Annotated in this window: 13 protein-coding genes; 7 read left to right on the top strand and 6 right to left on the bottom strand. The window is 74.0% G+C overall.

The window, feature by feature from the left end; translation table 11 throughout:
* Positions 1-4: 4 nt before the first annotated feature.
* The 4 genes from C7C46_RS13080 to C7C46_RS13065 all read right to left on the bottom strand — a co-directional run bounded on the left by C7C46_RS13080 (position 5) and on the right by C7C46_RS13065 (position 4,655).
* On the bottom strand, positions 5-1,006 hold the full coding sequence (locus C7C46_RS13080; RefSeq protein WP_110669042.1) for a lantibiotic dehydratase C-terminal domain-containing protein: 1,002 nt from the start codon (positions 1,004-1,006) through the stop codon (positions 5-7).
* The gene (locus C7C46_RS13075; protein ID WP_110669040.1) at positions 1,003-3,621 is read right to left on the bottom strand and encodes a lantibiotic dehydratase; all 2,619 of its coding nucleotides are present in this window, start codon (positions 3,619-3,621) and stop codon (positions 1,003-1,005) included. The genes C7C46_RS13080 and C7C46_RS13075 overlap by 4 nt, the downstream gene beginning before the upstream one ends.
* Positions 3,618-4,370 carry an alpha/beta fold hydrolase gene (locus C7C46_RS13070; protein WP_146259075.1) on the bottom strand — a complete coding sequence of 251 codons (753 nt, stop codon included), beginning with the start codon at positions 4,368-4,370 and terminating at the stop codon, positions 3,618-3,620. Before C7C46_RS13070 ends, C7C46_RS13075 begins: the two co-directional genes overlap by 4 nt.
* 102 nt (positions 4,371-4,472) lie before the next feature.
* Entirely contained in the window at positions 4,473-4,655 is a 183-nt protein-coding gene (locus C7C46_RS13065; protein ID WP_110669035.1) for a thiocillin/thiostrepton family thiazolyl peptide, read from the bottom strand.
* 681 nt (positions 4,656-5,336) lie between these two features.
* Here C7C46_RS13065 and C7C46_RS13060 point away from each other — a divergent pair.
* The 6 genes from C7C46_RS13060 (at position 5,337) to C7C46_RS13035 (ending at position 10,351) form a co-directional block, all read left to right on the top strand.
* On the top strand, positions 5,337-6,155 hold the full coding sequence (locus C7C46_RS13060; protein WP_146259074.1) for an alpha/beta fold hydrolase: 819 nt from the start codon (positions 5,337-5,339) through the stop codon (positions 6,153-6,155).
* A 63-nt stretch (positions 6,156-6,218) separates the two neighbouring features.
* Positions 6,219-6,791, top strand: a complete 573-nt coding sequence (locus C7C46_RS13055) for a DUF2867 domain-containing protein (protein WP_110669032.1) — start codon at positions 6,219-6,221, stop codon at positions 6,789-6,791.
* Positions 6,788-7,663: an SAM-dependent methyltransferase gene (locus tag C7C46_RS13050; protein ID WP_110669030.1), complete on the top strand. Its 876-nt coding sequence runs from the start codon at positions 6,788-6,790 to the stop codon at positions 7,661-7,663. Before C7C46_RS13055 ends, C7C46_RS13050 begins: the two co-directional genes overlap by 4 nt.
* Complete coding sequence (locus C7C46_RS13045; protein WP_110669028.1) at positions 7,660-8,862, top strand: acyl-CoA dehydrogenase family protein; 1,203 nt, start codon at positions 7,660-7,662, stop codon at positions 8,860-8,862. The genes C7C46_RS13050 and C7C46_RS13045 overlap by 4 nt, the downstream gene beginning before the upstream one ends.
* A gap of 45 nt (positions 8,863-8,907) precedes the next feature.
* Complete coding sequence (locus C7C46_RS13040) at positions 8,908-9,342, top strand: ester cyclase (protein ID WP_110669026.1); 435 nt, start codon at positions 8,908-8,910, stop codon at positions 9,340-9,342.
* A gap of 4 nt (positions 9,343-9,346) precedes the next feature.
* The gene (locus C7C46_RS13035) at positions 9,347-10,351 is read left to right on the top strand and encodes a pyridoxal phosphate-dependent aminotransferase (protein ID WP_110669024.1); all 1,005 of its coding nucleotides are present in this window, start codon (positions 9,347-9,349) and stop codon (positions 10,349-10,351) included.
* On the opposite strand, the gene C7C46_RS13030 is transcribed toward C7C46_RS13035, so the two are convergent.
* Both C7C46_RS13030 and C7C46_RS13025 read right to left on the bottom strand, forming a co-directional pair.
* Entirely contained in the window at positions 10,341-10,985 is a 645-nt protein-coding gene (locus C7C46_RS13030; RefSeq protein ID WP_110669022.1) for a response regulator transcription factor, read from the bottom strand. The two genes, C7C46_RS13035 and C7C46_RS13030, sit on opposite strands and share 11 nt — an antisense overlap.
* On the bottom strand, positions 10,949-12,349 hold the full coding sequence (locus C7C46_RS13025; RefSeq protein WP_245984391.1) for a sensor histidine kinase: 1,401 nt from the start codon (positions 12,347-12,349) through the stop codon (positions 10,949-10,951). The genes C7C46_RS13030 and C7C46_RS13025 overlap by 37 nt, the downstream gene beginning before the upstream one ends.
* 209 nt (positions 12,350-12,558) lie before the next feature.
* Between C7C46_RS13025 and C7C46_RS13020 the strand changes: the two genes are divergently transcribed.
* Positions 12,559-13,245: an ABC transporter ATP-binding protein gene (locus C7C46_RS13020; protein WP_110669020.1), complete on the top strand. Its 687-nt coding sequence runs from the start codon at positions 12,559-12,561 to the stop codon at positions 13,243-13,245.
* The last annotated feature ends 47 nt before the right edge of the window (positions 13,246-13,292 follow it).

The following is a 13,292-nucleotide window of genomic DNA, read 5'->3' as shown; positions in this document are numbered from 1 at the left end:
TGGTTCAGTCCTTCCTCGCCGCGTCCGCCGGTTCCCGGGGACGGGACACGCTGTCGGTGACCGCACGGTGGGCGAGGAAGGCGACGAAGCACTCGCCCTGCGGACGGACGTTCATCCGGTTGTTGGTGGTGTGCAGGAACTGGCAGAGCAGCGCGGCGACGGCGACGAACGGCGGGGCCGTGCGGTCCACCTCGCCGGGCCAGACCTGCCCGGCGGCGACCAGCGGGCGCAACCGGGCCACGGCCGCCGCCATCGTCCGCTCCCAGTAGGCGCCGACGCCGCGGCCGATCGGGCGGCCCGCACGCAGGTCCTCGACCAGGGCGGCGTACTGCGCCCGCTGGTGCTGGTACTGCCGTTCCCAGGCGGCGAACATCTTCGCCGCGTCCGGCAGGTAGCCCTGCCAGCGTTCGCGGTAGGAGCGCAGGAAGACCGCCGTGGCCGCCTCGTCCAGGTCCAGCGAGCGGCTGGTGAGCAGCAGCAGTTGCAGCGCGACGCCGAGCCGGGCGTTGTCGTTCACGCCCTGGCGCAGGACCTGGCCGGCCAGGGTGCTGCCCGCGTCGAACACGTCCTCGGCCACGGCGACGCCCGACGCGCCGCCGTACTTGGCCAGTTCGGGCCGGTAGTCGATCCAGCGCACGGTGTTGGGCGGTTCGGGCCGGTACAGCTCGGGGTCCGCGTCGCCGCCGTGCTCCAACCGGCCGAGGTGGCGCAGCGTGACCCCCAGCTGCTCGGGGTCCGCGTCGGTGGGCCCCGGGTGGGCGGCCAGGTAGCCGGTGAGGCGCTGCTCCACCAGCGCGCGCAGCGCCGCCGCGTGCTGCGGCTCGACCTGCAGGCGCACCCGCAGGTGCGGGCCGCGCTCCCAGTGGCGCAGGAAGAAGGCGCGGCGCACCAGGCCGTCCGCGCGCAGTTCCTCGACCAGGGGCAGCACCGCCTCGGTGATCAGCTGGTCGGTGGTGCCGTGGTGGAAGACGTGGGCGGAGAGCCAGAGCGGCTCGGTGGCGGTCATCGGGCCGGTCCTGAGGTCTCGATGGTGAATTCGCGGGTGACCGGCTCGGTCCCCGGTAGCGGCAGGCACTCCTGCACGGTGAGCTCCGGGCCGTGGCGCCGCAGCGCACGCTGCCAGGTGCGCACGCTGGTGACGCTGGTGAAGTCGAGGAAGGCGGGCTTGCGTTCGGCCGCGCTGGGGAAGCCGGCCAGGCTCCGGGTGAGCTGCTCGCGCTCCTGCTCACCGACCACCAGCAGCGGGTCGGGGATGCTGTAGGAGCGCCAGAACACCTGCTCCGGCAGCGACAGCCGGGCCCGCCAGGCGCGCACCGCCGAGAACGCGTCCGGATCCGACAGGCCGTCCAGCGCGGGCAGTTCGGCGCGCGGGATCTTCCAGGTGCGGCGGGCCAGCACCAGGCTGTCCAGGCGCAGCCGCGGGTAGTGGCGCACCGCGTCGGACCGGCCCGCGCGCTGGTCGACCCGGTCCCACCAGGCGAGGTTGCCCAGGCTCCCGATGCCGAAGAAGTGCAGGAACCGGTACAGCTGCGGGGCCAGGTCGTTGAGCAGGAAGTTGAGCGTGACCAGGCGCAGCGGCGGTCCCTGCCGCCCCTGACGCAGGATCAGCCGCCCGGCCGGATCGACCTCGGCCCAGCAGTCCTCCAGCGAGATCCCCTCGCCGCCCCAGTCCTGCGGGGTGCCGCACGGGTAGCGGAGGTGGCGGGCGAGCAGCGGCGGGTGCACGTTGGCGTTGATCCCGAGCACCGCGGACAGGTCGGTGAGCGGGGCGGCCGGGTCGTCGTCCCGGGCCAGGTCGGCCCGCACCGCCTCGGTGAAGCCGACCGCCGGGCTCGGTGCTCCGTCGTAGGCCGCGCAGAACCGGGAGATGGCCCGGCCGTAGCCGGTGGCGCCGCTGTTGACCACCAGTTGCTCCGGCTGCCCCGCGGCGGCGTGGCGCTGCACCTGCCAGTGCACCCGGGGCCAGTGCGACACCCAGTCCGGCGTGCGGTCGGCGACCGCGGCCAGCCGGGCCGCATCCAGCAGCGCCTCCTCGGGCGCCGAGCGGTCGCCCTGGTCCAGCACCTCGTCCTGCAGCTGCCGCAGCCGGCTGGGGACGGGTGCGGTCACGTCGACCAGTCGTGCCGTCAGCAAGGCGCGCAGCTTGGGCGTGGACATCGCCGAGTAGAGGGTGAGCAGGCGGTGCGGGCCCGGGCCGAAGGCCTCCCGCACCACCTGGCCGGCGATCGCCCGGACGTGGGCGTCGTCGTCGAAGAGCGGGATCAGCCGGTGCAGGGTGGTCAGGGCGGGCAGGTGCGCCGCCCATCGGCCGGGCTGCTCGCGCTGCACGGCGGTGACCACGCTGTCCTCGTAGACCAGGGTCCGGGCCGCCTCCAGCGGCGGGGGCGGCACCGCGCAGCACTCGGCCAGCTGTGCCACGGCCGCCCGCGCGTCGGCCAGCAGGGCGGCCCGGCGGTCGGTGGTGGCTTCGCCGAACTCACGTTCGAGTTGCGCCAGTTGCGAGATCGCCGCGTGCAACTGCGGGTCACCGTCGGTGGTGCGGGCGGTCAGCACGCAGAGCGGATCGAGTTCCTGCTCCCCGACCCCCAGGTCCGCGGCCAGCACGCCCTGCCCGATCAGCGCGTCCAGCTCGGCGCCGCCGCCCGGGAACGCGGAGCAGCGGCGGCGCAGTTCAGCCGCCGGGACCGGCAGGTCGGCCGGCAGTGCCAGCACCGCGTCCAGCACCGGGGACGGCTGCACGCGCACGATCCGCTCCACCGCGGCGGCGGTGTGGGTGCCGTCGCGGCCCCGGAGCAGGAAGACCACGCCCTTGGCGGTCACGGCCACCAGTGGCGCCCGGCGCAGCACCACGGCCGCGGCCATCGAGGGGTGCTGGGCCAGGGTGCGCTCCACCCAGCTGACCAGTTGGCGGGGCAGCCGGCAGACCGACTGCCGCTGCTCTCCTCCCGCGGTGGGGTCGAGCTGCGCGCCGGTGGGCCCGAGCCGCGTGTCGAAACCGACCGGCCGGGTGTACACCAACTGGCCGAACGGGGAGGGCTTGAGCGCGCTGCGGCTGACCAGGTTCACCAGCGTCGCCTCGGTGGTCCGGGAGCGCTTGTCGCGTGCGGGGCCGTCGGCCGGGCTGACGGCGGCGGCGAACCGGTCCAGGTTCTCCAGCATGCCGGCCGCGGTCAGCTGGGCGGTGGTGCGCAGTTCGGGGCGGGCGGCCGCCTCGGCCAGCACCCGCTGCTCGGCCGTCCAGGCCCGCTGGTAGTCGGCGGCGAGCCGCTCGGCCGCCTCCTGCCGGCTCCGGGCCAGTGCCACCAGCTCGGCGAGGCGGGGGAGCCGGCAGCCGTCCGGGAGCTCGGCGAGCGGCTGCAGCTCGTCCTCGGTCAGCTCGCCGCCCTGGTGCAGCCGGCGGCGCAGCGCGAGGACCGCGCTGCGCTGCCGGCGGTCGGACAGCTCCGGCACCACCGTGGTCAGCGCCTGTGCCGCGGCGGCTGCGGCCTCGATCCAATGACTGGTCAACTGCGCTACTTGATCGGCAAGTTCAGCCAGCTTCGGGGAGCCGAGCTCGCTCAGCACCGAGACCGGCAGGCTGCAGATCCGCACCACCCCGTAGGGCACCAGTCGCGCGCTCACGCGGCGGCCCCGTCGGGGACGGCCGCCGTCTGCTGCCGCTCGGCGGCGCGCCGGCGCTCGTGGAAGGTGGTGCGCCGCTGGTCGATCCGGTCGCTGAACTCCTCCACCACGGCGACGAAGCTGCGCGGGCTGTCCGGCGGCACCAGGTGGCCGGCCCCGGCCAGCAATGCCACGTCCGCGCCCGCTTCGGCGGCCGGCTGCGCGGAGAGGCGTTCGTTCTCCAGCAGGGCGCCGTTGGCCAGCAGAACCGGCAGCTCCAGCCGGGCCAGGTCGGCGGCGTCCGGCAGGACCAGGCAGCCGTCGGACAGTTCGGCGGCGGTGGCGGTCAGCAGGTGGTCCCAGTCGGGACCGTGCAGGGCGGCGAAGTGGTCGCGGGTGGCCTGCTGTTGGGCGGCCAGCCCGATGAAGCCGGTCAGCCAGCGGCCGAGCGTGCTCGGGCCGACCACCAGCGAGTACCCGGACAGGACCACCCCGTGCACAGCTCCGGAGTCTGCGGCCTGGGCCGCCCGCAGCGCGACGGCGGCACCGAGGTAGGAGAGCCCGACCAGCAGTGGAGCCTGCTCCTGGGCCCGGATCTCGGCCTGCAGCCGTTCGATCGCCACCCGGGCCGGATGCGCCGGGACCTGCGGGTCCGCCCCGTGGCCGGGCAGGCCGGGCGTCACGACCGGTCGGGTCCACAACTGGGCGCAGGCGCCGAAGTGCGTGGCCGCGGTGCCCATCAGGCCGTGCACGAGTATCAGTGGTCGCAAGGGCCGGATCCTCTCGTGATCGCCGGAGTGCCGGCGTCGTGGTGGAGGTCAGGGGGCGAGAACCGCCCCCGCCGGGTGGCGGGAGCGGTCCTCAACGGTGTGTCAGGAGCTGCAGCTGCAGGTGCAGATGCAGGTGGTGCAGGAGGCCGAGGCGACCATGGTCACGGTCAGGTCGTGCTCGTCCAGCAGCGACTCGTCCAGGTAGTCGCTGATCTCGAGGGTGTCGGTGTCGAGCCCGGTCAGGCCCACGACGCCGAGGTTCTGGATTTCGGTGGGAGCGCTCATGATAAAGACCTCTCCATCACTGAGTTCTTTACAGCCGGCCGATGGGCCGGTGCATTTGACTGCCTACGGGAACTCGGCGGCGCACTCAAGAGAAAACTCGGCTCTCGTCACGCTCGCCAAGTCCGAGGCATTTCGATGCAAGCACATGCCCGATTGATATGTCCACCACCGATTCGATGTTTGCCCGGGCCGTCCCCGATGTCGGACATGTCCGAACCGACGCGGCGCGACACAGCCCTTGACAGGTTCACGGGTGCGGGGTTTGACTGGCTTTCAGCTGCGCAGTCCACGAGCACTGCCGAGCCGGTCAACCGTAGTCACTGTCACTCGCGCCGAGAGGCGTCGAGCGCTGCCTTTGTGACGTCCACCCTGCGACCTTGACCTGGGGGAACAACCCTGTACTCGCACGTAGGCACACGATGTCCGAGTTCACGTCCGCAACGTTCCACCGCACACGTTCTACGCACCATCACGACCCTGGCCGTCCTGGTGGGCTGCCTGATCCTGTGGACCACCGGCGGCCCGGCCGCTGCCGATCCGCGGCCCGTACCAGTCGACGCCGAACCCGCCTGCACCCCGGCCCACTTCGCCGCCACCCTGACCGCCGGCACACCGGTGCGGGTCAGCGCGGTGCTCTGCTCCCCGCCGGGTGCGCGGCATGAGGCCCCCCTGCAGATCCTGGTGGCCGGCGCCACCTACGACCGGGCCTACTGGATGCTGCCGTCGGCCCCCGGGCGCCCCTCCTACGTGAGCTGGATGGCTGGTCACGGCGGGTCGACCCTGACGATCGACCGGCCCGGCACCGGCGAAAGCAGCCGGCCCCCCGCCGACCTGCTGACCATGGCCAACGAGGCCGGGGTGCTGCACCAGGTGGTCGCCGAGGCCCGCACCGAACTGCACTTCCGGCGCGTCGTCCTGGTCGGCCACTCGGTCGGCAGCAGCCTCGCGCTGCTCGAAGCGGCCACCTTCCACGACGTGGACGGCGTCATCGCCAGCGGCTTCCTGCACACCTACGGGCCCAAGCTGGGCACCCTGTTCAGCGACATGCAGCCCGCCTCGCAGGATCCGCAGTTCGCCGCGGGCACCGAGCCGGCCGGCTACCTGAGCACACTGCCGGGCACCAGATCCGACTTCTTCTACGCCGCCGCGGATTCCTCGCCGGCCGTGGTCGGCTGGGACGAGCTGACCAAGTCGACCATGACGACGGGCGAGGAGCAGACCATTCCCGCGGCGGCCGATCCGGCGATATCGAGATCCGTCGGCGTACCGGTCATGATTTCCGTCGGCGAATACGACCAGCTTTTCTGCGGCGGTCCGTTCGCATTTCCCTGCAGCACTGCTGCGGATATCGTCCGGAACGAACAGTCCGACTATTCGCCGAGCGCCGGCCCCGAAGGCTACGTGCTGCCGGGCGCCGGACACGCGATGAATCTCCACGAGAATGCCGTGCAATGGTTCGCGGCCGCCGCCGGCTGGCTGGACCGCCATTTCCCCAGCTGATCCGGCGTTCCCCGGCCACGGCATTTCCGGCCGACCCGTCCCCCCGCACCAGGGAGTGATCACATGCGGTTCCGAGAGTGCGCCGTGCCCGAGGGCACCCGGCTCGCCGCCTTCCAACTGGACGCCCCGCACCTGGCGGCGGCGGCCGTCGAGGCCGACCTGCCCGGCACGGTGCCGATCACGGCACCGCAACTGGCCCGCGCCGCGATGGCCCGCCCCAACCTGGTACCGGAGCGGCTGCAGGCCTTCGGTGACGCGCTGACCGCGATCCAGGGCGTGATCTTCAAGCCCTTCGGCGTCGTGCCCAACACCCACCGCCGGAACAAGGAACTGCCCGAGTTGGTGGTCGGCGACCGGTTCGGCCCCTGGCAGGTGTACAGCATCGAGGACCACGAGGTGGTGCTGGGCGACACCGACCCGTTCTGGGACTTCAGGGTCTCCTTCCTGGTCACCGAGCCGGTCGCCCGGCTCGGGGTGGTCCTGCGGGCCCGCAACAAGCCGGGTGAGCTCTACTACCGGCTGATGCGCCGGATGCAGCAGCGGATGCTGCGCGACTCGCTGCAGCGCGGCCTGGAGACGCTCACCGCGGCCGCCGGTGCCGCCGCGCCGCCCGTCCAGCCGCGCGGCGCCCGGTGACCGCCGGGGTCGGCCCGACCGCCGAGTGGATCGCGCACGCCCGTGCGGCGGAGAGTGTCCGGGCGGACCGGCTGTTCGAGGACCCGCTGGCGGTCGCCTTCACCGCGCGCAGCAATCCGCCGCTGCTGGCCGAGTTCCGGGCCGCGCCCACGCCGCGGTTCGACGTCCTGGCGGTGCGCACCCGGTTCTTCGACCAGTACCTGACCCGGGCGACCGAGGCCGCCCGGCTGCGCCAGGTGGTGCTGCTGGCGGCCGGCCTGGACAGCCGCGCCTACCGGCTCCGGTGGCCGCCCGGCACTCGGGTCTTCGAACTCGACCTACCTGAACTCCTCGAAGCCAAGGCCGAGTTGATCCAGCAGGCAGAGCTCGCCGCGGCCACCTGCGAGCGCCGCACGGTGGCCGCCGACCTGCGGCTGGACTGGCCCGCCGAGCTGCGCGCGGCCGGCTTCGACCCGGCGGCACCCACCGCCTGGCTGGTCGAGGGACTGCTCTACTACCTGACCCAGCCGCAGGTCGACGCGGTGCTTGCCGAGTTGGGCCGGCTCTCGGCCCCGGGCAGCCGGCTCGGCCTGGAACAGGTCAACACCGACACCTACCAGGTGCCCTGGATGCAGGACTGGCTGGCCGGGATGCGCGCCGAGGGCCGCCCCTGGCAGTCCGGGGTGGCGGAGCCGGAGCCGTGGCTGGCCGGCCACGGCTGGGCCGCCGACGTGGTCGAGCCCGGCGAACTGCCCAGCGCCGCCGGCCGCCGGGTTCCGCGCACCCCGGCCCGCGAGGTGCCCGGTGTGGCCCGCACCTGGCTGGTCACCGCCCACCTGCTCGAAGGCGGCGACACCACCGAACTCGGAGCGGAAGCGAGGCAGCAGCGATGAGGATCAATCCCGCCCAGCCCGGCGCCCGCTTCCTCGCGCTGGCCGACGAACTGGCCGACCGGTTCCGCGACCGGGCCGCCGGCTACGACGAGCGCGGCGAGTTCCCGTACCGCAACATCGACGAACTGCGCGACAGCGGCTACCTGGGCCTCACCGTGCCCGCCGAACTCGGCGGGCTCGGCGGCGACCTGCGCGACCTGGTGGTGGCCCAGGAGCGGCTGGCGGCCGGCTGCGGCTCCACCGCCCTGGTGGTCAACATGCACCTCTCGATGGCGGGCCAGCTGGCCCGAGCCTGGCGGGGCGGCAACGAGCAGGCCGCGGCGCTGCTGCGCGGTGCGGCCGAGGGCAGCGTCTTCCTGGCCGGCGCCACCGCCGAACCGGGCCACGCGCTGGTCCGGTCCACCGGCGCCAAGGCGGTGCGCACCACCGGCGGGTACCTGGTGACCGGGCACAAGACCTTCGGCACCGGCACCGCGGTGGCCACCCACCTGGTCTCGATGGCCGTGCACGAGGAACACCCCGACGGCCCGCAGGTCCTGGTCTTCCGGGTCCCCGCCGACGCCCCGGGCCTGAAGGTACGCACCGGCAGCTGGCACACCGCCGGGATGCGCGCGACCTGCAGCGACAACGTCGATCTGGACCAGGTCGAGGTGCCCGACGAGGCGGTGACGCTGCGCTTCCCGCAGGACCACCTGGACGGCACCCTGCTGCAGACCCTGTGGGGCTGGGCGATGCCCTCGTTCGGCGCCGTCTACCTGGGCATCGCGGTCGGCGCGCTCACCCAGTGCCTGCAGGACGTGCGTCAACGCCAATGGCAGCACCGGCCGTTCACCCAGTCCACGATCGCCGAGTGCGAACTGCTGGTGGAGACCGCGCGGGCCGTGATCGCCCGCACCGCCGCGGAGGTGATGGGCAACAGCCTGTGGACCGAGCTCGGTGTGCAGGAGGGCATGGCCCGGGTGGTGGCGGCCAAGCTGGTCGGCACCAACCACGCGGTGGACGTGGTGGACCGGGTGGTCCGGCTGGTCGGCTCGCCGGCGCTCAAGGCCGGCTCGCTCTACGACCGGGCCCAGCGCGACGTGCGGGCCGGAACCATGCACCCCTACAGCAACGCGGACGCCCAGGAACTGCTGGCCGCCACCGCCCTGGACCTGCCGGTCGCACCGGTGCATCCGCCGCTCCGCACCGACCTTGCCTGATCGCCCCGACCTGGCCTGATCGCCCCGACCGAGGAGAGCCCGCCGATGGACCGCGCGACCGCCGAGCAACTGGTGGCCGACTTCGTCGCCGCCTACAACACCGGCGACCCCGACCTGTTCGACCGGTGCCTGGTACCGGACTACCGGCACCCCAACCCCGCCGTCCCCGACCGCGCCGCCTTCAAGGCCGTGGTGGCCCGCTGGTGCGAGGTGGTGGCCGACCTCTCGCTCACCGTGGAGGACCTGGTGGTCGAGGGCGACCGGATCGTGGTCCGGATGACGTTCAGCGGCCGCCAGGTCGGCGAGGTGCTCGGCATACCGGCCACCGGGCGGGAGTTCTCGGTCGGCCTGATCGACATCTTCCAGGTGGCGGACGGCCGGCTGGCCAGGCACTGGGACCAGATGGACCTGCTCGGCCTGCACCGGCAGCTCGGCGCGCTGCCGCCGGCCGCGGTGCCCGCACCCGCCGCCCGGAGCTGACCCGGTGTCGGCCGCCGCCGGGTCGCCCCGGCTGGACCGCAACGAACTCCCCCACCCGCCGGGCCCGGCGGTGCTGGACCGGATCGGCGCCCTGCTGCCCGAGCTGCACCGCTACCCCGGCAACCACTGGCAGGCCCGCGCGGTGGCGGCGATCGCCGAGCACAACGACTGCCCGCCCGACCAGGTGCTGCTGGGCGCCGGCAGCTCCCGGGTGCTGGAGCTGGCCTGGCGGGCCCTGGTCACCCCGGGTTCGCGGGTCTGCTACGCCGCGCCGGGCTTCGAGCTCTACCCGGTCCTCACCCGCCAGCAGCGGGCGGTCGCGCTCGAGGTCCCGCTGACCGCCGGCTTCGCCCCCGACCTGGAGCGCCTGGCCGAGCTGGCGCGCACCGAACAGCCGGCCCTGCTCGCCGTGATCACCCCGCACAGCCCCAGCGGCACCCCGGTCGGCGCCGCCGAGCTGGCCCGGCTGCTGGACCGGGTGCCGCCCCGGACCGTGGTGGTGCTGGACCAGGCCTACCTGGAGTTCGACGCCGCCGCCGATCCGCGGGTCTTCGCCCGGTTCGCCCGGCAGGCGCCCAACGTACTGGTCACCCGCACCTTCTCCAAGGCCTACGGGCTGGCCGGGCTGCGCATCGGGTACGCCCTCGGCAACCCCGAACTGCTTTCCCGGCTGGCCGAGTTCTCGATGCCGTTCACGGTCTCCGAGCCGGCCTGCGCGGCCGCCGCCGAGGTGCTGCGGGACACCGCCGGGCACGCCGCCCGGACAGCCGGCCTGCGGGCCGAGCGCTCCCGGCTGACGGCCGGGCTGCGCGCGGCCGGCCTGACCGTGGTGGACAGCGCCGCCAACTTCGTGCTGCTGCCGGGGCAGCCCGGCCTCGCCGAGCACCTGCGCTCGCGCGGCATCGCGGTGAGCGAGTCTCCCGTCGGGACCCGGCTGACCGTCGGCACCGCCGAGGACCGGGCGGCGGTACTGGCCGCCGTCGCTGACTGCCCGTCAGTCAGCGGTTGAGGTAGGCGAGCACCGCCAGCACCCGCCGGTTGTCGTCGTCCGAGGGCTGCAGGCCCAGCCGGGTGAAGATCGAGGCGGTGTGCTTGGCCACCGCCCGCTCGGTGATCACCAGTTGCTGGGCCACCGCCGCGTTGGAGCGCCCCTCGGCCATCAGCGACAGCACCTCGCGCTCCCGCGGGCTGAGCGAAGCCACCGCGCCGTTGCCGGAGTTGTGGGTGAGCAGCCGGGCGATCACCTCCGGGTCCATCGCCGTCCCGCCGCCCGCCACCCGGCGCACCGCCTCGACGAACTCGGTGCTGTCCAGCACCCGGTCCTTCAGCAGGTAGCCGATCCCGCCGCTGCCCCCGGCCAGCAACTCCCGGGCGTAGAGCTGCTCCACGTACTGCGACAGCACCAACACCGGCAGCCCGGGACTGGTCCGGCGGGCCTCCAGCGCGGCCCGCAGGCCCTCGTCGGTGAAGGTGGGCGGCAGCCGGACGTCGACGATCAGCACGTCCGGCTGTTCCTCGGCCACCGCGGCCAGCAGTTCCGGCCCGGTCTCCACGCCGCGCACCACCGTCATGCCGTGCGCCTGGAGCATCCAGGTCAGTCCGTCCCTCAGGAGGACGAGGTCTTCGGCGATGACAACGCGCACGGGATCTCCAGGGTGGCGATGGTCGGTCCGCCGAGCGGGCTGCTGACGGCGAGCACGCCGTCGAAGGCGGCCAACCGCCGCTCCAGACCCCGCAGTCCGGTGCCGCGGGCGGGGTCGGCACCGCCGTGCCCGTCGTCGGTGACCACGATCCTCAGCGCGCCCCCAGTATGGCCGATCTCGATCCACACCTGCTGGGCCCGGGCGTGCTTGGAGACGTTGGCCAGCAGCTCGCTGACCGCGAAGTAGCCCGCCGACTCCACCGGTGCCGGAGCCCGGCCCGGCAGCTCGCCGCTGAACTGCGCGCGCAGCGGCAGGTCCAGCGCCAGCGCGTGCACCGCGTCGGGAAGGCCGCGGTCGGCCAGCACCGGCGGGTGGATGCCGCGCACCAGGTCGCGCAGCTCGGCCAGCGCCTTGGCCGAGGCCTGCTTGGCCTCCGCCAGCAGCGCCCGGGCCGCCTGCGGGCTGGACTCGAAGAGCTGCTCGGCCGCGTTCAGCGTCATGCCCATCGCCACCAGGCGGGCCTGCGCGCCGTCGTGCAGGTCCCGCTCGATCCGGCGCAGTTCGGCGGCGCCGGAGTCGATGGTGTCGGACCGGGTGATCGCCAGGTGCTCGACCCGCTGGGCGAGTTGGGCCTCCCTCGTCGGTCCGAGCAGGGCGGCCGCCAGCCGGCCGTAGCCGGTCAGCAGGCGCGGGGCGGCCAGCAGGGCTACCGAGATCAGCGCCAGGCCCAGCGGCACCACGGCCCACAGGCCCAGCGCGCCGTGCCGCCACGGCTGGGTGAGCAGCGCCGCGAGGCCGGCCTGCGGCGCCGGCTGGACCGGGACCGGCGGCAGCGTCGGCAGCGGCACGCCCGGCAGCTCGGGCGGCGGACCGGAGCCGCCGTGCAGCGAGGCCAGCGCCCCCAGCCCGTAGATCACCGCGATCACCGGGGCGAGCACCAGCAGGAACCCGCCGCAGGCGTTGACCGCCGTCCACACCAGGTCCCGCCAGGTCGCCGGATCGGCCAGCATCCGGCCCAGCCGCAGCATCCGCTGCTCCGTCCCGTGCGCCACGGGCAGCGGCCGGTACGGGGAGCGGATCCGGACTCCGCACCAGCGGCCGAGCAGCCGCCGGGTCCAGTCGGTCAGCCGCCGCTGCCACACCGGCCCGGTGGCGGCCAGCAAGGCCGCCGCCACCAGCGCCCAGGTGTGGTACGGCCCGTGCGTGGTGCGGTCGGCGGTGCCGTCGTGCAGCAGCATGCTCAGCACCATGGCGAACGAGAACAGCGGCAGCCCGGCCAGCAGTCCGACCGCGCCGAGCGCAACCCCCTTCGCGCCGGCCGCCGCACCCCGGCCGATCCAGCCCACCGCCCTGCTCCAGCGCACCGCCGGCCCTCCTGTTCGCCCACTGGCCCGTACCCGGTGAAGTCTGCCGGGTGCACCCGGCACCCCACAGGGGCGCTGGGCCCCCGATCCGGGGGTGGACCTAGGTACACCTGCGGACACCGCTCAGCCGTATGTCCCCGGCCATCCTGCGCTACCTAGCGTGATGGACGTTCCGCTACCCCGACCAACAGGCTTCACGGAGGCCCCGGATGACAGCGCCGCTCATCGAGATCCGCGACGTGACCAAGAGCTACGACACCGACCGCCCGGCCCTGGCCGAGCTGACCCTGGAGGTCCGCGAGGGCGAGGCGGTGGCCGTGCTCGGCCGCTCCGGCAGCGGCAAGTCCACCCTGCTCAACCTGATCGCCGGCCTGGACCGGCCGACCCAGGGCACGGTCACCGTGGCCGGGGAACGGGTGGACCGGCTGACCGAGGCCGGCGCGGCCCGCTACCGGCGCGAGCGGATCGGCATGGTGTTCCAGTTCTTCAACCTGCTGGACGACCTGACCGTGCTGGACAACGTGCTGCTGCCGGCCCAGCTCGCGGGCCTGGCGGCGCGCACCGCCCGGTCGCGGGCCGCCGAACTGCTGGAGCAGCTCGGCGTCGCCCGCCACCAGCGCGCCTTCCCGGGCCGGCTGTCCGGCGGCGAGCGCCAGCGGGTCGCGGTGGCCCGGGCCCTGATGAACCGTCCGCCGCTGCTGCTGGCCGACGAGCCGACGGGCGCGCTGGACAGCGCCTCGGCCGCCGACGTGCGCCGCCTGCTCACCGAGCTGAACGCGGCCGGCCAGACCGTCCTGCTGGTCACCCACGACACCGCGCTGGCCCGGAGCTGCGCGAGCCGGATCGTCGAGCTGGCCGACGGCAAGGTGCTGCGGGACGCGGCGGTGGCCGCATGAGCGAGCGGAGCGGGCAAGGGGCGGAGCTGGCTGCGCGTAGCGCCCGC

This window comes from Streptomyces tateyamensis (assembly GCF_003205575.1).
Lineage (GTDB): Bacteria > Actinomycetota > Actinomycetes > Streptomycetales > Streptomycetaceae > Kitasatospora > Kitasatospora tateyamensis.
The sequence above is the reverse complement of the archived record's forward strand: the minus strand, read 5'-3'. Positions and strand labels throughout refer to the sequence as shown.